This window comes from Aequorivita sp. CIP111184 (genome assembly GCF_900489465.1).
GTDB lineage: Bacteria > Bacteroidota > Bacteroidia > Flavobacteriales > Flavobacteriaceae > Aequorivita.
Window position 1 is genome coordinate 145,051 of the sequence record NZ_UEFQ01000015.1, and the last position, 21,068, is coordinate 166,118.

24 protein-coding genes are annotated in these 21,068 nt (G+C 36.8%); 11 read left to right on the plus strand and 13 right to left on the minus strand.

Annotated features, from left to right (window positions below; genetic code table 11):
* Positions 1-44 precede the first annotated feature (44 nt).
* The 4 genes from AEQU1_RS05035 to AEQU1_RS05050 all read left to right on the plus strand — a co-directional run bounded on the left by AEQU1_RS05035 (position 45) and on the right by AEQU1_RS05050 (position 3,134).
* Complete coding sequence (locus AEQU1_RS05035) at positions 45-1,883, plus strand: ABC transporter ATP-binding protein (RefSeq protein WP_111879299.1); 1,839 nt, start codon at positions 45-47, stop codon at positions 1,881-1,883.
* Positions 1,884-1,968: 85 nt separating this feature from the next.
* Positions 1,969-2,310, plus strand: a complete 342-nt coding sequence (locus AEQU1_RS05040) for a type II toxin-antitoxin system RelE/ParE family toxin (RefSeq protein ID WP_111879300.1) — start codon at positions 1,969-1,971, stop codon at positions 2,308-2,310.
* Positions 2,307-2,597, plus strand: coding sequence for a helix-turn-helix domain-containing protein (locus AEQU1_RS05045; RefSeq protein WP_111879302.1), 291 nt, complete (start codon positions 2,307-2,309; stop codon positions 2,595-2,597). The genes AEQU1_RS05040 and AEQU1_RS05045 overlap by 4 nt, the downstream gene beginning before the upstream one ends.
* A gap of 180 nt (positions 2,598-2,777) precedes the next feature.
* Positions 2,778-3,134 (plus strand): hypothetical protein, encoded by a 357-nt coding sequence (locus AEQU1_RS05050; protein WP_111879303.1) that lies wholly within the window; start codon positions 2,778-2,780, stop codon positions 3,132-3,134.
* A gap of 1 nt (position 3,135) precedes the next feature.
* Here AEQU1_RS05050 and AEQU1_RS05055 read toward each other — a convergent pair whose 3' ends face one another.
* The gene (locus tag AEQU1_RS05055) at positions 3,136-3,465 is read right to left on the minus strand and encodes a hypothetical protein (RefSeq protein ID WP_111879305.1); all 330 of its coding nucleotides are present in this window, start codon (positions 3,463-3,465) and stop codon (positions 3,136-3,138) included.
* Between the two features lie 242 nt (positions 3,466-3,707).
* Here AEQU1_RS05055 and AEQU1_RS05060 point away from each other — a divergent pair, with 242 nt between their 5' ends.
* The 3 genes from AEQU1_RS05060 to rlmF all read left to right on the plus strand — a co-directional run bounded on the left by AEQU1_RS05060 (position 3,708) and on the right by rlmF (position 7,315).
* Entirely contained in the window at positions 3,708-4,094 is a 387-nt protein-coding gene (locus AEQU1_RS05060) for a lipocalin family protein (RefSeq protein ID WP_111879307.1), read from the plus strand.
* Positions 4,095-4,308: 214 nt separating this feature from the next.
* A complete protein-coding gene (locus AEQU1_RS05065; protein WP_111879308.1) occupies positions 4,309-6,153 on the plus strand; it encodes a PLP-dependent transferase in 1,845 nt (614 codons plus the stop codon).
* A 316-nt stretch (positions 6,154-6,469) separates the two neighbouring features.
* Positions 6,470-7,315 carry a 23S rRNA (adenine(1618)-N(6))-methyltransferase RlmF gene (gene rlmF, locus AEQU1_RS05070; RefSeq protein ID WP_111879310.1) on the plus strand — a complete coding sequence of 282 codons (846 nt, stop codon included), beginning with the start codon at positions 6,470-6,472 and terminating at the stop codon, positions 7,313-7,315.
* A 21-nt stretch (positions 7,316-7,336) separates the two neighbouring features.
* Here rlmF and AEQU1_RS05075 read toward each other — a convergent pair whose 3' ends face one another.
* Entirely contained in the window at positions 7,337-7,669 is a 333-nt protein-coding gene (locus tag AEQU1_RS05075; RefSeq protein ID WP_111879311.1) for a hypothetical protein, read from the minus strand.
* 187 nt (positions 7,670-7,856) lie between these two features.
* Here AEQU1_RS05075 and AEQU1_RS16360 point away from each other — a divergent pair, with 187 nt between their 5' ends.
* The 3 genes from AEQU1_RS16360 to AEQU1_RS05085 all read left to right on the plus strand — a co-directional run bounded on the left by AEQU1_RS16360 (position 7,857) and on the right by AEQU1_RS05085 (position 9,114).
* Positions 7,857-8,135, plus strand: a complete 279-nt coding sequence (locus tag AEQU1_RS16360; protein WP_309300247.1) for a DUF1801 domain-containing protein — start codon at positions 7,857-7,859, stop codon at positions 8,133-8,135.
* Positions 8,114-8,311 carry a hypothetical protein gene (locus AEQU1_RS16365; protein WP_309300249.1) on the plus strand — a complete coding sequence of 66 codons (198 nt, stop codon included), beginning with the start codon at positions 8,114-8,116 and terminating at the stop codon, positions 8,309-8,311. Before AEQU1_RS16360 ends, AEQU1_RS16365 begins: the two co-directional genes overlap by 22 nt.
* Before the next feature lie 104 nt (positions 8,312-8,415).
* Entirely contained in the window at positions 8,416-9,114 is a 699-nt protein-coding gene (locus tag AEQU1_RS05085) for a DUF1853 family protein (protein ID WP_258455159.1), read from the plus strand.
* 2 nt (positions 9,115-9,116) lie between these two features.
* On the opposite strand, the gene AEQU1_RS05090 is transcribed toward AEQU1_RS05085, so the two are convergent.
* The 8 genes from AEQU1_RS05090 to AEQU1_RS05125 form a co-directional block, all read right to left on the minus strand.
* On the minus strand, positions 9,117-10,508 hold the full coding sequence (locus AEQU1_RS05090; RefSeq protein ID WP_111879314.1) for a M28 family peptidase: 1,392 nt from the start codon (positions 10,506-10,508) through the stop codon (positions 9,117-9,119).
* Between the two features lie 51 nt (positions 10,509-10,559).
* Positions 10,560-11,438 carry a PPK2 family polyphosphate kinase gene (locus tag AEQU1_RS05095; RefSeq protein WP_111879316.1) on the minus strand — a complete coding sequence of 293 codons (879 nt, stop codon included), beginning with the start codon at positions 11,436-11,438 and terminating at the stop codon, positions 10,560-10,562.
* A 79-nt stretch (positions 11,439-11,517) separates the two neighbouring features.
* Positions 11,518-12,681 (minus strand): sigma-54 dependent transcriptional regulator, encoded by a 1,164-nt coding sequence (locus tag AEQU1_RS05100; RefSeq protein ID WP_111879318.1) that lies wholly within the window; start codon positions 12,679-12,681, stop codon positions 11,518-11,520.
* A complete protein-coding gene (locus AEQU1_RS05105; RefSeq protein ID WP_111879319.1) occupies positions 12,681-13,625 on the minus strand; it encodes a hypothetical protein in 945 nt (314 codons plus the stop codon). Before AEQU1_RS05105 ends, AEQU1_RS05100 begins: the two co-directional genes overlap by 1 nt.
* 63 nt (positions 13,626-13,688) lie before the next feature.
* Positions 13,689-14,996, minus strand: a complete 1,308-nt coding sequence (locus AEQU1_RS05110; protein WP_111879321.1) for an ABC transporter permease — start codon at positions 14,994-14,996, stop codon at positions 13,689-13,691.
* 6 nt (positions 14,997-15,002) lie between these two features.
* Positions 15,003-15,929, minus strand: a complete 927-nt coding sequence (locus tag AEQU1_RS05115) for an ABC transporter ATP-binding protein (protein WP_111879322.1) — start codon at positions 15,927-15,929, stop codon at positions 15,003-15,005.
* 248 nt (positions 15,930-16,177) lie between these two features.
* A complete protein-coding gene (dnaJ, locus tag AEQU1_RS05120) occupies positions 16,178-17,290 on the minus strand; it encodes a molecular chaperone DnaJ (protein WP_111879324.1) in 1,113 nt (370 codons plus the stop codon).
* A 3-nt stretch (positions 17,291-17,293) separates the two neighbouring features.
* Positions 17,294-17,890, minus strand: coding sequence for a nucleotide exchange factor GrpE (locus AEQU1_RS05125; protein ID WP_111879325.1), 597 nt, complete (start codon positions 17,888-17,890; stop codon positions 17,294-17,296).
* A 106-nt stretch (positions 17,891-17,996) separates the two neighbouring features.
* Between AEQU1_RS05125 and AEQU1_RS05130 the strand changes: the two genes are divergently transcribed.
* Positions 17,997-18,650, plus strand: coding sequence for a YceI family protein (locus AEQU1_RS05130; RefSeq protein ID WP_258455137.1), 654 nt, complete (start codon positions 17,997-17,999; stop codon positions 18,648-18,650).
* A gap of 57 nt (positions 18,651-18,707) precedes the next feature.
* Here AEQU1_RS05130 and AEQU1_RS05135 read toward each other — a convergent pair whose 3' ends face one another.
* The 3 genes from AEQU1_RS05135 to AEQU1_RS05145 all read right to left on the minus strand — a co-directional run bounded on the left by AEQU1_RS05135 (position 18,708) and on the right by AEQU1_RS05145 (position 21,008).
* Positions 18,708-19,616 (minus strand): TIGR01777 family oxidoreductase, encoded by a 909-nt coding sequence (locus tag AEQU1_RS05135; protein ID WP_111879327.1) that lies wholly within the window; start codon positions 19,614-19,616, stop codon positions 18,708-18,710.
* Between the two features lie 176 nt (positions 19,617-19,792).
* Complete coding sequence (gene mnmD, locus AEQU1_RS05140) at positions 19,793-20,488, minus strand: tRNA (5-methylaminomethyl-2-thiouridine)(34)-methyltransferase MnmD (RefSeq protein ID WP_111879328.1); 696 nt, start codon at positions 20,486-20,488, stop codon at positions 19,793-19,795.
* A 4-nt stretch (positions 20,489-20,492) separates the two neighbouring features.
* Positions 20,493-21,008, minus strand: a complete 516-nt coding sequence (locus AEQU1_RS05145) for a DUF4920 domain-containing protein (protein WP_111879330.1) — start codon at positions 21,006-21,008, stop codon at positions 20,493-20,495.
* Between the last annotated feature and the right edge of the window lie 60 nt (positions 21,009-21,068).

Genomic DNA, 21,068 nt, shown 5'->3' on the forward strand with positions numbered 1-21,068 from the left:
CATCACACATTATCAATTATTCATTACAAATTAATCATTAAACCTTGGCAAGACCCACACCAAAATCTATTACAGAAAAAGAAAAGAAAACTAGCGTCAAGGATTCTTTTAAAGCCCTAAAAACCATCCCACGATTTTTTAGGGAAATATACCGAAGCAGTCCAAAACTGTTTCTATTAAACGCTTTTAGCAGATTGCTCAACGCTTTCACGCCTGTAGTAATCCTGTGGGTGGGGAAAATGATTATTGACGAAATAATCCTGCAAGTCTCCCTACCAGACAAAGATTTCACACAACTATGGAACTACGTAATAATTGAATTCTCTGTTGCCGTGCTTTCCGATCTCTTGGGAAGATTGATAAACCTAACCGACGGACTTTTGGGCGATTTATATTCCAATATGTCTTCGGAAAAAATTATCCGCAAAACCGCCGAGCTTACCATTGCCCAACTGGAAGACCCAGAGTTTTACGACAAACTGGAACGCGCCCGTACCCAAACCAACAGCAGGGTTGATTTAATGACCAATGCGCTTGGGCAAGCGGAAAGCTTGATTTCTATGGTTTCGCTGATTGCAGGATTGGTTTATTTTGAACCTATTTTGATATTGATCCTTATCCTCAGTATCATTCCGTCATTTATTAATGAAGCCAAGTTCAGTAGTACGCGTTACTCATTGGCGCGCAGTTGGACCGCGGAACGCCGCGAACTGGATTACCTCCGCTTCATTGGCGCCAACAACCAAACTGCCAAAGAGATAAAACTCTTCGGCCTTACCGATTTTATCGCGGAGCGTTTTAAAGGTCTTTCAAACGACTATTACCTCATCAACAAAAAACTCTCGCTTAGGCAAAGTTTTTACGGCTCGCTGTTCAACATTTTGGGTGTGCTCAGTTATTACGGCGCATATGTGTATATTATTCTGCGGGTGCTTACGGGCGTGATTACCATTGGGGAACTTACCTTCCTTTCTGGTTCGTTTAACCGTTTGCGCGGCAATTTGCAGGGCTTCTTTTCTCGCTTTACCCGTATTTCCGAAAGTGCACTCTACCTGCAGGATTATTTTGATTTTATTGATTTAACCGTTGAACAAAATGCCGACGCTAAAACCCCTATGCCCAAAAACATTAAGGAAGGTTTTCAGGTTAATAACCTTCACTTCGCCTATGCCGGTAGCGAAACCGAAGTGCTAAAAGGCGTAACATTTACCCTAAAGGCAGGTGAAAAAATGGCTTTCGTGGGTCAAAATGGGGCGGGCAAGACTACGCTTATAAAACTATTCCTCCGCTTTTACGAACCCACGCAGGGTGAAATACTTTTGGACGGCATCAACATAAACAAATTTGATGTAGACGAATACCGAAAACGTTTTGGCGTCATCTTTCAGGACTTTTTCAAGTATGAGTTTACCTTGCGCGAAAACATAGCCGTGGGCAATATAGACCAAGTACAGAACGACGAAATAATAAACTACGCTGCCAGCAAAAGCCTTGCGGAACAAGTGGTTTCAGAAATGGCAGACGGGCTGGAACAACGCCTTGGCAGAAGGTTTTACAAAGGCACAGAACTAAGCGGCGGGCAGTGGCAAAAAGTGGCCCTTGCCCGCGCCTATATGAAGGACGCCGATGTTATGGTGCTGGACGAACCCACCAGCGCGCTGGATGCCCAAGCGGAGTTTGATGTTTTTGAACGCTTTATAGCCCTCACCAAAGGCAAAACCAGCATTATTATTAGCCACCGCTTTAGCACCGTGCGTATGGCAAACCGTATTTTGGTATTGCAAAACGGTCAAGTGCTGGAGCTGGGCACCCACGAAGAATTGATGGCGCACCCAAAATTGTACTCGGAGCTGTTTAAGTTGCAGGCGGCTGGGTATCAGTAGGATTTTATTATAAAATTGAAATTAAAAAGTTTACATTTATGGAAACTTTTTTATCTTTGTATTTGATGAAAATGACTAATCCACAATGATTAAACGCTTTGAAACAATATTATTAGAAGAGGCATTTGAATTCATTCAAAAACAGGATTTAAAATTCAGAAGCAAAATCCTTCAAAATATAAGACGCTCTGAACAACACGCTGACCCTAAGTTTTTTAAAAAGTTAAACAATGATATTTGGGAGTTCAGAACCTTATATTCTGGTATTCAGTATAGGCTATTAGCATTTTGGGATAAAGAAAACAAAAGTAATACCCTAGTTTTTGCAACCCATGGAATCATTAAGAAAACTAGCAAAGTGGATAAAAAAGAAATTGAAAAAGCAACAAATATTAGAATCAGCTATTTTAAAAATAAGATAAAATGAAAAGCTATAAATTAAACGAAGCAGAAGATCTTTTAATAGGAAAAAGAGGAACGAAAGAACGGGATGAATATGAGTTTGAACTAAAGCTTGAACTCATTGGCGATATGATTAAAACCGCCCGTAAAAAAAGAAATTTAACCCAAGAGCAATTAGGCGATTTAGTGGGCGTAAAAAAAGCCCAAATCTCCAGACTTGAAAACAGTACGGGCAATGTAACTTTTGAAACTGTTATGAAAATTTTTGATGCTCTAGGAGCTAAGTTAAATTTAAAACTTCAGATTCAATAATACTAGTGTCCTAAACTGTATGCTGAGTTGTTTAAGTTGCAGGCGGCGGGTTATTAGTGGATGAAATCGAAATCGAAATCGAAAATTGAGAAATAAATATTAAATTGAAATCATAATAAAATCCCTCGCTAGCGAAAGCGTCCCGCTCATGAAATCATTTAACTATTCACAATAGCAATTTTGAAAGAACACATCATTCACTTTAAACAAAAAGGCTTCCCAGATTTAAGGATATATGCAGATTATTTTGAAGTAAAGGCAAGAGACCATTGGGAGTTCCGCACATTCAGGTTTAGTGAGGTTCAAAAAATTCGGTATTATGATCCAAATAATAATTGGTGGACTCCAATTGCAATGGTTTTTTCTAGACCTTATATGAGTTTTTATGCTCAAAAGAAATATTATTATTTAAGAATTTATAAGAACTCTGGCGGTTATTGGAACTACATAACTCCAGAATTTGTATCACTTGATTTAATTACTGCCTTACGAGAGGTTAAAAAACGTTCAGGAAATATTACTTTACAAAGTAAATAACTTAACTCAATTCGCCCTCACCTACAGGTTCATTGGATGTAGAGATACGGGAGTTGTTTTGACCATTATCATTATTAAAAAATACAAAAATAGGCGACTCGTTACGAAGCATATCTATTAAACTATCTAATTGATATTGATGATAGTGAAGCCTAAAGAAATTCTCCCCATGCATTGTTGCTGGAGGTAGTGTCGCATCTGGATTTGACTGAAATAATACCATGCATGCATTACTACCGCTGCCATAAAGATTAAGAGTTGTTTTTAAATTACCTCTAGAAGACCAATGGTAATATCTGTAACTATTCACTTGAAAGGTAACTTGTGCCATAACAGTAGTTTTTAATATTAGTAATGTTTTAAAGATAGCGAAAAATGAAGCATTATTAAAACAGTGGTCTATAAATTAGATAGTTACATAAGTTTGTTAAATTCAATTTTCCCAGCTAGCGCGAACGTACCGCTTGTATAAATGAAGAATAAACCTACTAAAATCCCAGCATATTTATCAACTATATTTCATACTTTTAACCCGAGTAAATCAACCACAAATAAACAGCTTGCAATACATTAATGAAACTGTATAGAATACCAAAAGCCATATTTCTCTTTCTTGCACTAACAACCCTCCTATTCCTATCCTGCAACAATGATGAAAAGAACAGCAATTCAGAACCCGCCAAGAATCTAATAGGCGTATGGCAAGGCAGCGACTTAAGTGAAATGTATGATTACAAACTATATTTCAATACCGAAAACAAAGGTTACAGCACAGAATACATAGCCAACCCAGATAGTACCGCTATTTCCAATCTCAGACCCTTTATATGGAATATCAATGAAAATACATTGACCCTAGATTATGAAGACGGTGCCACTAATACAACCCCCTTTTCCATAAACGCAGATGGACAATTACTTGTTTCTGGTTTAAGCGATTTTCCTTTTAACAAAATTTAATAGACGTACGGTTTAACGCAAGTTTCTAGCTTGTGCCGAATACGAAATTACCCCCTCTCTAAGAAATATTACTATTTGAAAGTAAAAACGGAGCATCTTAAGTCAATCTTCAAAAACTTCAATTATCCGTTAAACACACTGTTACAAAACTCTTAAAACACTTCTAAAAAAATCTAATTAATGTAACTTGCCGACCTATAAAAAAGTGAAAATTATGCAAGACACTAAAATGCGAAATTATATAAAAGAAGTACTAAAAAACATGCCAACAGATTGGTTGAGCCTGACTACGCACAGACTTGATATTTATAATGAAAGCTTAGCAAAAACGCAATTTTTAGATCAGTTTGAAACTCTATATAATAATAATAACGCTGAAACAGCAGCTCTAAAAAAACTACCCACGGCTTACGATTATATCCGCTTGGGGCATCCACTATCTTGTATATTGGAATGGGGTATTGCAAAGGCAACTAATTTAAAGTCTGAAAATGTAATCAGCTTTTCATCAAAGACGGTTCCTATTTTAGCGATTCTACGGAAGAATTTATTAGAAAATAAAAATACCCGAATTCTTTATACCAATGCATTACCCCCATTTTTTGATGCTGAAATAGTAAAGCGTGTTTATGGTTATAATTTTGAATTAAAGCAGGTTGATAAAGCCGAGAACATTTCAGAATTTAATGGCAGCACTATCTTCATTTCACAAAATGATGCAATTGGCACTATGGATCTCAATCCGAATATTGACTTTTTCATCAACCTTCACGAGCAGCTTGGAAGCATTTTAATAGTAAATGGTGAACAAAATGAAAGTTATATCTCAGATATTCAACACGTACGAAGAAGAGAGACTATCGCGATGACTCCAGCCGATTGTCTAACAGCTTTAAAGTCCCTAGTAGTACAAACTGCTCTAGAAAATCCCAAAACCAATGTAGCGGCAGACAAAACAAGTGTGTTAGATTCTATCAAGGGCATTACGGGTTCCCCTACAACTCCACTGGTTGCTTCTAGTGGACTATCAATTCAATATGCCATTATGATGGGGCTTATTCACGATGCGCTGGAAAAACACAAAGGAAAGGCTATAAAGTTTATTGTTCCGCCAAATTGCTATGGTGGCACAAACGACCAAGCCAGACGCGTTGCTGCTTGCATTGATAATGTTGAAATTGTAGACTTGTTAGTAGATGGTGATAACGAAATGGTGCGTAGTATCGATACCGTTTTAACTAAAATTGCTGACGAAGATGCAATTCCTTACATCATCGCAGAAATTCCAACCAACCCTAGGGTTGAAGTTCCAGATTTACAACAATTAAAAGCTATTTTAAGTAAAAAGCGTAAAACTGCATCAGGTGAAACTGCCATCGACCCTGTTTTTATTCTGGATCAAACGTTTTGTCCAGATTATCACTTCTTAGGTGAAGGTGAAATACTCTCTACGGTTCGAGCTATTTCGTATGCTAGTGGATCAAAATTTCCGAGTGGCGGAAAATGTACTGCTGGCTATGTGGTAGGAAATACAAAAACGAAGGGTTTGATGGAAAAAATAGATTTGCATCTAAGCCTTTGCGATAATGAGGCTACAGCCATTCAATATGAAATTTTAGCCAAACAATTGCCTTCTATGAACCAACGGATTGATGATGCTTATGACAATACCCGTGAGTTTGTAAACTTTATTCACGAAACCTTACCAGGAGCGAAAATCAATTTTGTTTCAGATGAACTGGCAGACCAAGGTTTTACCCCATCTGTATTTTCATTAGATCTGCCAACAAAAGGAAATACAGATGCAGAAAGAGAAGCGCATAAAAGAGCACTGAATTTGAAGTTAATCAATTTAATGATTACAGAAATTCCTAATGAATGTAAATTTTGTGTGAGCTATGGTCAGTTAAAAGGAAGTTATTGGACTATCCCAGCAACCTCAACCCAAGGAACAACTAAAGAAGGTGACAAAGATTATATTGTACGCGTATCACTTTCGGGGAATATGGATCTAGATCGTCATAAAAAAGTGTTTTTAGAATTTGTTGAAAAAATTTAGGCGCGTCGTATAATTATGAAAACTCGATTTTTATATGGCGGCCAGCGCCATATTAGCATCACTCAGTTAAAATTAATAATTTTGAGATTTATAGGAAGGTCATTACAGCATTCTAAGAATCAAATTCAATAATACCAAAAGACAAACAGTTTTAAATTATAAAACAGCTATAGCATGCTTCTGTATTTTTGTAACCTGTTCCCAAGTTAATTTTAGCTAAAACTTGCCTGTAATGAGCGTGTCGATATATCATTACTAATCATTAATTATTGATTACTCATTATTAAACTACCTTTACCAACCTAAAGCCACAAGCGTGCACCAAAAAAACCCATTCTCCAAGGACTATAATTTTGAAAATCTTATAACTCATCACCCCAGTTTAAAAGAGTATGTTTTTGTAAACGAACACGGCAACAACAGTATAAAGTTCTCAAATAATCAAGCTGTAATAGCGCTCAACACTGCATTACTAAAAGCGCATTACGGTATAAACTATTGGAAAATTCCTGATAACAACCTCTGCCCACCGGTCCCTGGCCGCTTGGATTATTTATTACACGTAGCAGAACTTCTCCAAAAAGAGGATATAAAAATGTTAGATATAGGCACAGGCGCTAACCTCATCTACCCTATTTTGGCATGCAGCCATTTTAATTGGCAGTGCACTGCGAGTGAAGTAGATCTAGATTCGCTAAAAAATGCTCAGGAAATTATAGCAAAAAATGAGAGTTTAAAGGACATTGAATTGCGCCATCAAAAATTTAAGAACAGTATATTAGAACATATTATCCAACCCGATGATGTATTTGATGTAGTGGTTTGCAACCCTCCCTTCTATAAAAACCGAACCGATGCTGAACGGAGCAATCAACGCAAGGTTACCAATCTTCAGTTAGAAGAAGTAGCCCCTCAAAATTTCGGCGGCAGTAGTAACGAGTTGTGGTATAAAGGTGGCGAAGAAGCATTTATTAAAAAAATGGCTGCAGAAAGTGTAGCGTTTAAAAAACAAGTACACTGGTTTACCGTCTTGGTTTCACAAAAAGAGCACCTTAAAAATATTAAAAGAGCCATCAACAAAACCTTGCCAACAGAAGTACGAATAATTGAGATGGAGCAGGGCAATAAACAAAGTCGATTTATTGCGTGGACCTTTCAATAAAATACTATTCCTTACTAAATACTACTTCCTCTTCCTAAAAATATAGCTCATCCACACAGGATCGTTATCGTCGGAAACCACAGATTGGCGGTCCAAAAACTCCCAGTCGTGCGCGTTCATATAATTCAACAAAGTAGAAGTTTCCTCAATATCTTCAATTTCATCAATAGAAATATTCTGCCCTATTAAAGAAGTTTGTTCCTCAACTTTTATGCGCTTCACCTTCCCGCGATTGTTTGCTTTTTGGACTACAATAACTTCCAGAAAACTGTACTTAATTATTTCTTGGGTATAGCCTTCAATGGCAAATAGAAGGAAAATACTAATTATTGCGAATGCTGTAAATTTTTTCATCGGTTCAGATTTGTTTCAACTAAATGTACAATTATAATTTTGAGCAGCAAAAACACAAATAAACAACCCTAAAAGAGTAGCCAATTCACTAAAAATTTTTAACAGTGTTTACCTGAGGTGTAACTCAAGGTAAAGCATACTTCAACAAAAACATATAACTTTGAATTTTCAAATTTAATTTTCAAAAATGCAATCCAAAGCCACTTCTCCAGACCAATACATAACCGAAATTCCAGAAGAACGGAAGGAAGTAATGCAAAAATTACGCGAAACAGTATGGGAAAACCTCCCCCAGGGTTTTGAAGAAACAATGCAGTATGGAATGATAAGCTATGTTGTACCACATACTATTTATCCTGACGGCTATCATTGTAAACCCACAGACGCCTTGCCATTTATGAGTATTACTTCACAAAAAACCACATCGCAATTTATCATTCAGGCATTTATACAGATTTTGAATTGATGAATTGGTTTGTATCTGAATACCCCAAACATGCCAAGGGAAAACTGGATATGGGCAAAAGCTGCATTCGCTTTAAAAATCTAAAAAACATTCCTTTTGAATTGTTGGGAACGCTCACCACAAAGATTACTGTTGATGAATGGATTGCGAAATATGAAAGTGAAATAAAACGATAGCCATTAAAACAAACACAATATTACAGCATTTTAAAAACGCACCCGATTTAACAATTAATTCGGGAGACTATCCGTTTGAAAATTTTGAATTTTCAGATGAAACGATAAATGAAAGTAATTTCAGCTTCCCCAAAGATTCCGTCCTAGGAATGCAAGCTGAAGCCTGTTTTGAAGCCTATTTAAAACAATCAAATAACTTTGAATTGCTCACCGCAAACCTTCAAATTCAAGGCACAAAAGAAACTTTGGGCGAGTTAGATTATATAGTTCGAAATCTTAAAACCGAAAAAATTGTTCATATAGAACTGGCTTGCAAGTTTTATTTATACGATGAAAAAGCAGGTACATTAGAAGAACAAAAATGGATCGGTCCCAACCGAAAAGACAGTCTTTTTGACAAACTGGAAAAAGTAAAACTGAAACAATTTCCCCTGCTTCAAGCTCCCGAAACCATTCAAAAGTTAGAGGAACTCGGAATTTCAAAACCTTCTTCACAGGAACTGTGCTTAAAAGCTTTTCTTTTTCTTCCGAATAAAATGGCTGCTGCAATATTCCCGAAACCTTTTCAGGATTGCATCGTTGGCCATTATATAAAACCAAATGATTTAGAAGAAGATAAAACCGCTCTTTACGCTATTCCGAATAAAAAAGAATGGCTTTTGCCAATAGAAATAGTAGCCAATTGGTATACTTTTTCAGAAATAAAACAATTGATTGACGCGCAACTTAAAATAAACAAATCGCCATTAATCTATAAAAAAACGCCCCATATAATGGAACGTTTCTTTATAATTTGGTGGTAAAATTATTTAGTTCCGTAGGTGTCAAAAAGGTACACTAAGCTAGCCATAGTAGCCGCACCCAGTTCTAATTCACGTTTATTAACTGCATCAAAGGTGTCATTGGCAGCGTGGTGATAATCAAAATACCGCTGGCTGTCCGGACGTAGTCCAGCAATAACATCAATATTTCCTTCCATAGGACCGATATCGGAGCCGCCGTGTCCTTTTTCAAAATAATGTATTAAATAGGGTTTAAACAACGGCTGCCAAGACTGTGCTTTCTTAAAATTGGCTGCATCCGTTTGAAATGAAAAACCACGGGGTGTGAATCCACCCGCATCACTTTCCAAAGCAAACAAATGCTTTTCACCTTTGCGCTTCACCTCTTCGGCATATTTAGTTCCGCCACGTAGCCCATTTTCTTCATTCATAAACAAAACTGTTCTAATGGTATGTTTTGGTTTATAGCCAACTTTCTTAAAAAGGCGCAAAACTTCCATGCTTTGTACACATCCAGCGCCGTCATCGTGTGATCCATCGGCAAGGTCCCAACTGTCTAAGTGACCGCCCACAACCATATATTCATCAGGATTTGTACTACCTGTAATTTCGCCAATCACATTGTAGGATTGCACATCGTCAAATGTTTTACAGTTCTGTTTGAAATAAAATAAAAGAGTGGGCTGCAACTTCAAAAGCTTGCTTAAGTATTCAGCCCCGTTGGTACTAATAGCAGCGGCGGGAATACGTTGTGAAACGGGCATATCGCCATAACTCATAGCTCCTGTATGCGGATAATCATCCAAACGCAAATTCATAGAACGAACAATCACCCCAAGTGCGCCATACTTTGCAGCTTCAGCAGCGCCAGAATATCTTTGGTCTACACAACCGCCATAAGCCTCAAAAGTCTGAATTAAATCGGCCTGCATTGGTCTATTATAGAAAACAATTTTCCCGGCAAGTTTTTCTTTACCTAATGAAGCTAGTTCATCAAGGCCTTTTACTTCTACAACTTGCGCTTTTATACCAAGATTAGGCGTTGGCACAGAACCACCAAGCGCACAAATTTCGGTAATAGATTTCTCGCCATTGGCTGTTTCAATATATGCGTATTCCTTAAAACCTCTTGTCCATTTTGGAACCATTACTGGCTGAAGCCAAACTTTATCTAAGCCAAGTTCATTGAGTTGTGCTTCGGTATAATTTACAGCATTTTGAGCTTCGATGGAGCCGGAAAGTCTCCCACCAATTTCGTTGGAAAGATAGTCCAGCCATTCGTAGCTTTTTCCTTCAGTTAATGAAGCTGTATAAAGTTTTTTCAACATAACTGAATCCTGAACAGCGTTCTGTGAAATAATTGCGGACGAGAAAAATAGAGTTAAAAGAAGGGTGGGGAGTAATTGGATTTTCATTGATTTATTTTTAAAAAAATTGATTTCCTATGGAAGTAATAGTCAACTAAATTAATCGTTTTTAAGTCGTTCTCGATACTCGGAAATTTTGGCCTTTATATCATCCTCCAATTCCGGTTCTTTTATGTCTTTATATTTTTTAAGTTCCTGCAGCATAATTTCAGCTACAATCACGCGAGCGGTTTCTTTATCATCTGAAGGAATAATGTACCAAGGGGCGTGTGGCTTTGAGGTTCTGTTGATGGCATCTTCATAGTATTTTCTATAATCTTCCCACAATTCCCTTTCATCCAAATCACCGGGTGAAAACTTCCAGTTTTTTTCTGGCTTGTCCAATCTGCGAAGTTGACGGTCTTTTTGTTCGTCTTTGGAAATATTCAAAAAGAATTTGAAAATGATAGTCCCATTCTGTTGAATAGTCTTTTCAAAATCATTGATCTGCTGAAACCGTTTTTCCCAAAATTCGGCATTAATATCATCCAAACTATTTATGTCTGGTAAGTTTTCACCTAAAATATATTCTGGATGAACTCTTGTTACCAAAACATTTTCATAATGAGTTCTATTAAAAACCCCAAACTTTCCGCGTTCTGGCAGGGCTATATAATGACGCCAAAGATAATCGTGTCTTTTTTCAAGTACAGTAGGCGTTTTGAAACTGTGAACTACTACCCCGCGCGCATTAAAATCTTTAAATACTTCACGAATCAGACTGTCTTTTCCAGCTGTATCCATTCCTTGGAGACAAACTAGCACAGCGTATTTTCCGTGGGCATATAGTGTATCTTGAAGTTCGCCTAGCTTTTGCCGGGTATCTTCCAGATGATCCTCCAATTTTTCTTCTGAAGCTCCAAGGTCCCAATCATTAAGTGTGCCATCCAACTTTATGGGCTCGGTTACTTTAAAATCTTCAATTTTTACTTCTTTCATAAATAGATAGTTAGTATTGATGCTATTGTTTTTGAAAAATTAAATACTTTTAAAATTTTAAACCTTTAAACGCATCAACTCACTTACTAGCGAACAATTTTACATCTTCCTCGCTAATTTCTTTTCCTCCAAGAATAATCAAGCGTTCTACAACATTTCGAAGTTCGCGGATATTACCAGTCCAATCGTAATCCTGTAAAAGCTTTATGGCTTTTGTAGAAAATTTCTTTTTCCCGGTACCGTGTTCTGTTGAAATTTTTTCTGAAAAGTAATCTACCAACAGTGGAATGTCATTTCTTCTCTCGTTTAAAGATGGAACTTTTATAAGAATAACCGCCAACCTATGGTACAAATCTTCCCGGAAGTTGCCATCTTCTATTTCCTTTTTTAAGTCTTTGTTTGTCGCTGTAATAACGCGAACATCTACTTTAATATCCCTGTCACTACCCACACGTTGCACCTTATTCTCCTGCAATGCACGAAGCACTTTTGCTTGTGCAGAAAGGCTCATATCTCCCACTTCGTCAAGAAAAATAGTTCCCCCGTTTGCGGCTTCAAATTTACCAGCGCGATCTTTATTTGCTGAAGTAAATGCCCCTTTTACGTGACCAAAGAGCTCGCTTTCAATCAGTTCACTGGGAATTGCGGCACAGTTAACCTCAATCATTGGGCCGCTGCTGCGTTCGCTTTTTTGGTGAAGCCAGTGGGCCACCAATTCTTTTCCGGTTCCGTTGGGGCCTGTAATCAAAACGCGGGCTTCGGTGGGCGCCACTTTTTCGATCATTTCTTTTATTTGTTCTATTTCAGGCGATTCGCCGATCATTTCGTAGTTCTTGGAAACTTTTTTCTTTAGTCGGCTATTTTCAACCACTAATTCCTTTCGGTCCAAGGCTATGCGAACGGTATTCAGTAAACGGTTTAAATCTGGTGGTTTTGAAATATAGTCGAAAGCACCCAAACGCATAGTATTTACGGCAGTATCAAGATCTCCGTGACCAGAAATCATTACCATAGCAATTTCGGGTTTAATCTTTTTTACGGCTTCCAAAACCTCAACCCCATCCATTTTTGGCATTTTTATATCGCAAAGCACCAAATCGAAATCTTCTTTTTTGATGATTTCCATTCCTGCAAGACCGTCTTCGGCTTCAAAAACTTCGTAGCCTTGATTTTCTTCGGAAAGAATTTTCACCAAAACTCTTCTAATTGCTGCTTCGTCTTCTATAATAAGTATTCTCGCCATTAATATTTGAATTTTAGTCCTGCCCTAAAATAAGGCGAATTTTCGGTATTAATTTTATAAATTTTATTTCCGTCGGCATCTTCCAATCGGAAATCATTATATACTGAATGTGCTGCGTAACCATAAAACAAAAGATGTTTGGTAAAGAAATGCTCATAGCCCAAGCCCAAAAGACCTATTGTTTCTTGTATACTTTCGGCAAATTTTCCATCTGAATTTTGATCGGAAGTAGGCACAAAGTTCTGCTGTATGTTAGCATACACATTGTCCAAAGTGGCAAAAGCCTGCAGTGCATCTTTATGATTATCGTTTAAATAATGCCTAACGTTTGTTTTAGGCACACCCAAAGTATATGTCCAATTGGGACGAAATTCTTTATAATAATTTAAAATTGGCAACGGAAAATTTCTACCGGGAGTAGTTGAATAAGTAAGACCCAATACCAATCTATAAGGTTTGTGTCCTTCTATGGTATCATTCTTTTTATCTTTTATTGCATATACGGCGCCTTCATATATAATATCATCACTTTGAAGGCCATCCTGAAAATCACTTTGGAATTTTGGTCCAAATTTTGCGCCAAATCTCCAATCGTTCTTCGCAGTCCAAGTATAGCCCAAATAGGCATCAAACTGTTGGACTGAAGTTACAAGATTGTCCCGAAAATTTGAATTTGGAGTTGGATCCGTAAATGCTAAAACGTCTTCATTATCTTTTATATTAATATCTACATATCTGTATTCTAAACCAATTACCAAAAAATTCTTCTTTTCCTTATTTATAGGAATAGGTGCCTGCACTAATGCGCGATAGCGATTAATTGAGTTGTCTGATTTAGAAAATGGTAGTGTTAAATATTCTACACGAGCCAAATCTGTTGTTTGAGCTTTAATTCCCATCGCAAAAAGCAAAAGGAATGATGTTATAAAAATGTTTCTTTTCATATTTTTTCTTTTTTTTTAATAATTTATGCCGAATACATAGCAAGATTCAGGCAAACTTTTTTTTTAATATTTAAGCCATTTGTAGATTTCTTTGTACGTAGGTTTTTTGCCGTACATTAAAATTCCCACGCGATAAATCTTTGAAGCAAACCAAACCATTCCACCGAAAGTAGCAAACAAAATTACTACCGAAACAATCTGTTGCCAGATTGGAACACCAAATGGAATCCGCATCAACATAACCACCGGTGAGGTAAATGGTATGTAAGAGAATACCTGAGAAACAGTTCCGTGAGGATTATCAATTACCGTGAAAAAGCCTACATAAACAGCCAAAATAAGAGGCATTAAAATAGGCATCATAAATTGCTGAGTGTCGGTCTCACTATCCACTGCTGCTCCAACAGAGGCGTACATAGATGCGTAAAGCAAGTATCCTCCCACAAAAAAGAGGATAAACATTATTACAAGGTTTGCCAGCGGAAGATTGTTTATTTCCAGCATTATATCGTGTAAAATCTGTTGTGTACCACCATCTACGCTATTTTCAATAACTTGTTGTGATGGTGAAGCTGCCGCGGGATCAATTCCAAAAACAGATGTTACAACGGTCATCAAAACCAAAATCAGTACCACCCAAACCAGAAATTGGGTAAGACCTGCCAACGTAGTTCCGAATATTTTTCCCAAAAGCAAAACGCGCGGTTTTACGGATGAAATTATAACTTCAATCACCCTACTGGTTTTCTCTTCAATTACGCTACGCATAATCATATTGCCGTAAATGATGATGAACATAAATAGCAAATATCCAGCTGCACCACCAAAGGCAAGTTTAAGTCCAGAGCCCAATTTTGAAGTCTCCTTTCCTTTAAAGGTTTCTTGATTCGCCCTAATATTTATGTGAAGACTTTTAATTGTTTCGGAATCTATTCCAGCTTCTTTCAGCTTCACACTATTCACTTTAGTTTCCAACATATCGTTAATATCGCCCATCAATGAAAGTGATGGGGAATCTTGAGAGTAAAAAGTGATGCCCTGGGAAAGTGATTCTAAGTTTTCGGTTTTCGGAATGTACAACAAGCCATAAACCTCTTCATCTTCTGCTTCTTTTTTTGCTTCTTCCAAGGAAACATTTTTCAATACTTTATACCGTGTGTGCGGCGTACTGTTAAACTCTCCTGCAAACATTCCACTCCCATCCAATACAGAAATGTTACGAATGGTATCATTGTTCAAGCTTGACAAATAGGCTACCAAAGCAAAAATTCCCACAAAAATAAACGGGCTCAAAAACGTCATAATTATGAACGATTTATTGCGAATCTTGGTAAGGTATTCTCTTTTAATTATAAGAGGAAGATGGTTCATCGTTATCTAATTTTTTTGGATGGTTTCAATAAAAATATCGCTTGCAGAAGGAATTACCTCTACAAAATGCGTCAATTGCCCCTGCGAGGTTAAATAGTTTACAAAATCATTTCTAGAAATTGAATCTGGCACTTTCACTTTGTATTGCAACTCGTCATTAATACTTTTGAAAGTTGCGGGAAATATTTCGAATTTTTCTTTTAATAATTCCGTTGTAGTTGCGTGGTTAGGCGTTATCAAACCAATTTCAAACATATTATTTCTATATTGGCGTTTTATATCTACCAATCTTCCATCTAGAATTTTGTTGGATTTGTGAATTAAAGCAATGTGATCACACATTTCTTCCACAGATTCCATCCTGTGCGTTGAAAAAATAATTGTAGCTCCATCTTCGCGAAGCTTTAAAATTTCATCTTTTATAAGGTTTGCGTTAATCGGGTCAAAACCGCTAAAAGGCTCATCAAAAATCAGCAATTTTGGTTTGTGTAATACCGTAACAACAAATTGTATTTTTTGAGCCATTCCCTTTGAAAGCTCCTGTATTTTTTTGTCCCACCAATCGCCAATTTCCAAACGATCGAACCAATATTTCAACCGTTCTTTGGCTTCCTGTTTTGAAAGGCCTTTTAACTGTGCCAAGTATAAAGCCTGCTCTCCAACTTTCATCGTTTTATAGAGTCCGCGTTCCTCGGGAAGATACCCAATATATTGAATGTGGTGTGGTTGGAGTGGCTCACCGTCCAAAATAACGGATCCCGTGTCGGGCATTGTAATTTGATTAATAATCCTGATTAAAGTTGTTTTTCCGGCACCGTTAGGCCCCAATAGACCAAAGATGCTTCCTTTTTCAACCTCTATGGATACATTGTTAAGCGCTTTATAATCACCATAGATTTTGGAAACATTGTTGACTACTAAAAGTTTTTCCATAAATTTTGTTTGAAGTATGTAAATATATTGATTTGACTGCGAAGCACTATAACTATTAAGAGTATTTTAAGTGATTGCAAATTGAAAAAAGAAAGAAAATTAGGGAGAAATAAAACCATATAATAACAAAACCCACCCAAGAATAAATTCTTGGGTGGGAAAAAAAATTGCTATGAAAAAGAAAAATTATCGCCTCTAAGACGAAGCGACATTTCAAATATATACAAAAATATTTATTTAACGTTTATTTAAGAGAACATATCTTTCACTTTTTCAAAAAAAGACTTGTCTTCTTTTTCAGGTTTCGGCTGAAAGTGTTCGTCATCACTCATTTTTTCAAAAAATTCTCTTTGTTCTTTTGAAAGCGATTTGGGTGTCCAAACATTAATGTGTACGAGTAAATCTCCCGTTCCATAGCCATTTATACTTGGAATTCCCTTATTTCGGAGTCTCAGAATTTTTCCGCTTTGCGCTCCAGAATCAATTTTTATACGAACCTTTCCCGTTACGGTTTCTATTTCTTTAGAAGTTCCTAAGGCAGCTTCAGAAAAACTTACGTACAAATCGTAGTGAAGGTTATCTCCTTCTCGTTGTAAAGTGTCGTGCTGTTTTTCTTCAATGGCAACCAACAGATCGCCGGGAATTCCGTTGCCTGGCGCATCATTTCCTTTTCCAGAAACTTTTAGTTGCATTCCATCCACAACGCCTGCTGGTATTTTGATGGAAACCGTTTCTTCGGTAACCAACATTCCTTCAGCATCGGCATTTTCAGGTTTTGAATCTACAATTTGACCCAAACCGCCACAAGCACTACAAGTAGCAGATGTTTGCATACGGCCCAAAATAGTGTTTTGGATTCGGGTTACTTGTCCTTGCCCATTACAAGTAGTACAAGTTTTATAGGTAGTTCCCTGTGCTAGTTTTTTTCGTTTTACTTTTATTTTCTTCTCAACACCATTGGCTATTTCCTCCAAAGTAAGTTGCACGCGAATGCGCAGGTTGCTTCCTTTTAAGGTTCTACGTCCACCGCCACCAAAGCCACCGCCGAAACCTCCACCAAAGGCTCCGCCAAAAATGTCTCCAAACTGGCTGAAAATATCATCCATATTCATTCCACCGCCACTGAAACCGCCACCGCCATCAAAGGCTTGGTGACCATATTGGTCATAACGGGAACGTTTATTGGGATCACTAAGCACCTCATAGGCTTCTGCCGATTTTTTGAACAGGGCCTCTGCTTCGTGATCGCCCGGATTTTTATCTGGGTGATGTTGAATTGCTTTTTTTCGGTATGCCTTTTTAATTTCGGCTGCCGTTGCACTCTTTGTGATTTCTAAAATTTCGTAATAATCTTCCTTCATATATTATTGTCCTATAACCACTTTTGGAAAGCGTATTATTTTGTCGCCTAGGGTATATCCCTTTTCAACTACATCTATAATTTTTCCTTTCATTTTTTCTTCGGGAGCTGGAATTTGAGTGATTGCCTCATGCGAGTCGGCATCAAAAACATCGCCAGCTTTAACCTCCATTAACTGAAGCCCTTTTACTTTTAGGGTTTCCCTCATTTTGTCATTAATAAGTTCTACTCCTTTATAAAGATTGTCATCATCACTTTTTTGAATTTCCTTTAAGGCACGTTCAAAATCATCAAGAATTGGCAACATTGAATATATAACATCTTCACCTGCAGTTTTGAACATTTCAACACGTTCCCGAGAGGTACGTTTTTTGTAATTTTCAAATTCAGCAAAAAGTCGCAAGTAGCGATCTTTTTCGCGTTGAAATTCATCCTGTAATTCAGAAAGGGTATGAGTTACATTTTCTTCAGCAATTTCCTGCTCGTTTATTTCTTTATCATCAAAGCCCGCTTCTTCGTGGTTATCTTTGAATTTATCGTTTTTGCTCATAATAGTGGCGTTTCTTTCATTTTTTTCAGAAGGGTGCAAAAGTACTGCCATTTGTTTTAAAATGTCAAAATGTCACAGGATTTAATTTAGTATATCTTTAAGAAGAATTACAGTTGTAAAATATATTTTTGCACCTCGTAACAAAAACCAATATATTATGAAATCTACATTTTTGAAAATTACTTTAATGGCTTTTATCACAGTAGGTGCATTTTCTTGCAAAAACACTGAAAAAGAAACCGAAATGACCGCTGAGGAAGCTTCTGAAGCAACTGAAATGGCTACAGAATATACAGTAGACACCGCTGCATCCCAAATCATGTGGGAAGGTTCAAAACCAACTGGAACGCACCACGGAACAATAAAGCTTTCTTCGGGAACAGTTCATTTAAATGAAGGAAAGGCTGAAGCTGGAAATTTTGTAATTGATATGACCAGCATCACTGACGAAGATTTGGAAGGTGATGACAAAGCTAATCTAGAAGCACATTTAAAAGGAACTGTTGAAGGAAAAGAAGGTGATTTTTTCAATGTGAAAGAATTTCCAACTGCTAAATTTGAAATGACTGGCATTGAAAACAATATGGTAAAAGGAAATTTAACTATAAAAGATAAAACTAATGCTATTCAGTTTCCTGCAACTGTAACTATGGAAGGTGATAAAATGATGTTGAAAAGTGAAACTTTTGAAATAGACAGAACAAAGTGGGATGTAAACTACGGTTCAAAATCTGTCTTCCCAAGCTTGGGCGATAAGTTTATCAACGACACAATGAAAATTACTGTTTCATTGGTTGCTACAAAAGCATAATCTTAAAAATTATTGATTAATATTTAGAAAGAGAGGCAGATTTGCCTCTCTTTTTATTTATAACAAATCCTGCAAGGCGTTTTCCAAATTATAGAATTTGAAAGAATAGCCAAGTTCCTCAATTTTATGCGAACTGACCAATTGTCCTTCCAAAACAAGAACAGACATTTCTCCCAACAATAGTTTTAGTGCGAATGCTGGAATATTTGGAAGCCAAAGAGGACAATCCAGTTTGGATGCAATCAATTTGGTCATTTTTTTATTTTGAACAGGGTTTGGAGCCACGGCATTAAATTTTCCTTCTAATTGGTTTTTAAGAATAAAAAGATAAATGCCAGCAATATCCTCAATGTGTATCCAAGATTGCCATTGCTCACCGCTTCCCAATGGAGCGCCTACACCAAGTTTTATTGGTTTCGCTATTTGAGGCAAGGCACCTTCTTCTTTGGCTAATACTATTCCCGTACGAACTTTGCTGACTTCCATGCCGAGATCTTTAAATTTTACGGCTGCGGCTTCCCAAGCAATTACTACATCAGCTAAAAATGTGTCATCCACTTCGGTATCCTCCTCAGTATATAATTTTGTTTTTGAGTTTGGATAAATACTTATTCCACTAGCAGAAATAAAATGCTCAATATTGTGTTCCAAATTTTGAAGGGTTTCATAAATAAAATTCATGGATTCCACCCTGCTGTCAATTATAACTTTTTTATATTTTTTTGTCCAGCGCTTTGAGATTGATGCTCCAGCCAAATTGATTATTGCCGTTATCCCCTCAAAAGCATTTAAATCAATTTCCCTTTTTTGTGGATTCCAATAAAAGCCCTTATAATTATCGGTATTTTTTATTTTCTCCTTGCTCGTTGTAAGGTAGTTAACAGAAATTCCCTCTTGGTGACATTGTTTTATCAACTCCCTCCCAATAAGTCCTGTGGCGCCTGTTATCAATACTTTATTAATCATACTTTTAAATTTAAAAAATCAAAACTGAATCGCAAAGACAGTTAACGGAAGATTGTGAAATTTGGATTCAAAATTGTGATTTGATATTTGTTAATTCTCATCTGCCGTTATATGAATATTAAAATTTGATCCACATAAATTAAGTTTCCGAGAACAATGATAATTCCTAATAGCTCTTAGGCCTTAGCTTCGCTGAATGTTGACGGTTTCTTTGTGCCCCTCAACATTTCCTTTTTGCCTGGTGGGCCAGGAATTCGTTCCACTAAAAATCCAACAGTCTGCATAGCTCTTCGGGCATTTCCATTGGCAGCATAGGTTACCAAAACCCCATTACCTTTTAGGGCATTATACATTTTTTGGAAAATTTCTTCTGTCCAAAGTTCGGGCTGCACGCGTATTCCGAATGCATCAAAATAGATAAGGTCAAAAGTGTTTTCGGCAGTTATTTCAGAAAAGAATTTCTGCTGCTTTGTAAGGTTGAAATTTTCAGAAATATTTATTTTTTCTTCCCAAGAAGAGGTGTGCAACTGCATAAAAATTTCTTCCGTAGCTTTCAAAAGTGATGTATAATTCATTTTTTGAATTTCATCAATCTGCAGCGGATATGCCTCTACTCCTGTATAATCAACTTTCAAGTTGTCTTTTTCGGTTTCCAAAAAAGTGAGAAAACCATTTAGTCCAGTTCCAAAACCAATCTCCATTATAGAAATTGTTGTTGCAGGATTTTTAGAAACCCAATGATAAAGCCCTTCCTTTATAAAAACGTGAAGGGCTTCAGCTATAGCTCCGTGTTTGGAATGATATTGTTCATCCCATTCAGAAATATGTAATGTGTAAGAACCGTCGCCGGTTTTTAATAATGTACGTTTCAAAAAATTATTGTTTTTCTACTTCAGGAATCAGTACGCCGTCTGCTTCAAAAGCAAGAGTTCTTTTAGGTTCTGTGATTGCAGCAATTTCCTCTGGCGTGGATCCACCATCTTCAGCATAATGGCGTTGATCATCAACACTCATTTCTTCAACATATGCTTTCCCGTTAACAATTACTTCCTGCCCAGCAATGTCTTTCGGCATAAAGAACCCATAATCTTTAAATTTCACCATAGCCTCTTTTTCGCCCATATTAAGATTCATCCAACACCCTTTTTTCTGACAAACATCTTTTACTGGGGCCGCAAACTTTACATTTACTGTATCGCCAGGTTTTAGATTATTGTATTTTTCCAACATTTCTTGCTTTGACAGGACATTTTCATCAGAAATTTCAGCACCGAAAGTTTGATAGTTTATTGCTATTACTTCAGCTTCAGCTGTTGATTTTTCTTCAGATTTTTCATTTTTACAGCTAAATGCAATGAATGATAGTGCGATTATGAATAGAATTTTTTTCATTTTTTAGGATTTAATAATTTATTGATTAATAACTTATTGCAATTTTAATGATTTTTTGAA

Coding starts and splice junctions, on each gene's coding strand:
- dnaJ (WP_111879324.1), bottom strand. CDS start 17,290: ATGAAGGAAGATTATTACGAAATTTTAGAAATCACAAAGAGTGCAACG.
- AEQU1_RS05130 (WP_258455137.1), top strand. CDS start 17,997: ATGAAATCTACATTTTTGAAAATTACTTTAATGGCTTTTATCACAGTA.
- AEQU1_RS05045 (WP_111879302.1), top strand. CDS start 2,307: ATGAAAAGCTATAAATTAAACGAAGCAGAAGATCTTTTAATAGGAAAA.
- AEQU1_RS05095 (WP_111879316.1), bottom strand. CDS start 11,438: ATGAAAGAAGTAAAAATTGAAGATTTTAAAGTAACCGAGCCCATAAAG.
- AEQU1_RS05090 (WP_111879314.1), bottom strand. CDS start 10,508: ATGAAAATCCAATTACTCCCCACCCTTCTTTTAACTCTATTTTTCTCG.
- AEQU1_RS05075 (WP_111879311.1), bottom strand. CDS start 7,669: ATGAAAAAATTTACAGCATTCGCAATAATTAGTATTTTCCTTCTATTT.
- AEQU1_RS05105 (WP_111879319.1), bottom strand. CDS start 13,625: ATGAAAAGAAACATTTTTATAACATCATTCCTTTTGCTTTTTGCGATG.
- AEQU1_RS05100 (WP_111879318.1), bottom strand. CDS start 12,681: ATGGCGAGAATACTTATTATAGAAGACGAAGCAGCAATTAGAAGAGTT.
- AEQU1_RS05145 (WP_111879330.1), bottom strand. CDS start 21,008: ATGAAAAAAATTCTATTCATAATCGCACTATCATTCATTGCATTTAGC.
- AEQU1_RS05040 (WP_111879300.1), top strand. CDS start 1,969: ATGATTAAACGCTTTGAAACAATATTATTAGAAGAGGCATTTGAATTC.
- AEQU1_RS16360 (WP_309300247.1), top strand. CDS start 7,857: ATGCAATCCAAAGCCACTTCTCCAGACCAATACATAACCGAAATTCCA.
- AEQU1_RS05110 (WP_111879321.1), bottom strand. CDS start 14,996: ATGAACCATCTTCCTCTTATAATTAAAAGAGAATACCTTACCAAGATT.
- AEQU1_RS05115 (WP_111879322.1), bottom strand. CDS start 15,929: ATGGAAAAACTTTTAGTAGTCAACAATGTTTCCAAAATCTATGGTGAT.
- AEQU1_RS05135 (WP_111879327.1), bottom strand. CDS start 19,616: ATGATTAATAAAGTATTGATAACAGGCGCCACAGGACTTATTGGGAGG.
- AEQU1_RS05060 (WP_111879307.1), top strand. CDS start 3,708: ATGAAACTGTATAGAATACCAAAAGCCATATTTCTCTTTCTTGCACTA.
- AEQU1_RS05055 (WP_111879305.1), bottom strand. CDS start 3,465: ATGGCACAAGTTACCTTTCAAGTGAATAGTTACAGATATTACCATTGG.
- AEQU1_RS05125 (WP_111879325.1), bottom strand. CDS start 17,890: ATGGCAGTACTTTTGCACCCTTCTGAAAAAAATGAAAGAAACGCCACT.
- AEQU1_RS05065 (WP_111879308.1), top strand. CDS start 4,309: ATGCAAGACACTAAAATGCGAAATTATATAAAAGAAGTACTAAAAAAC.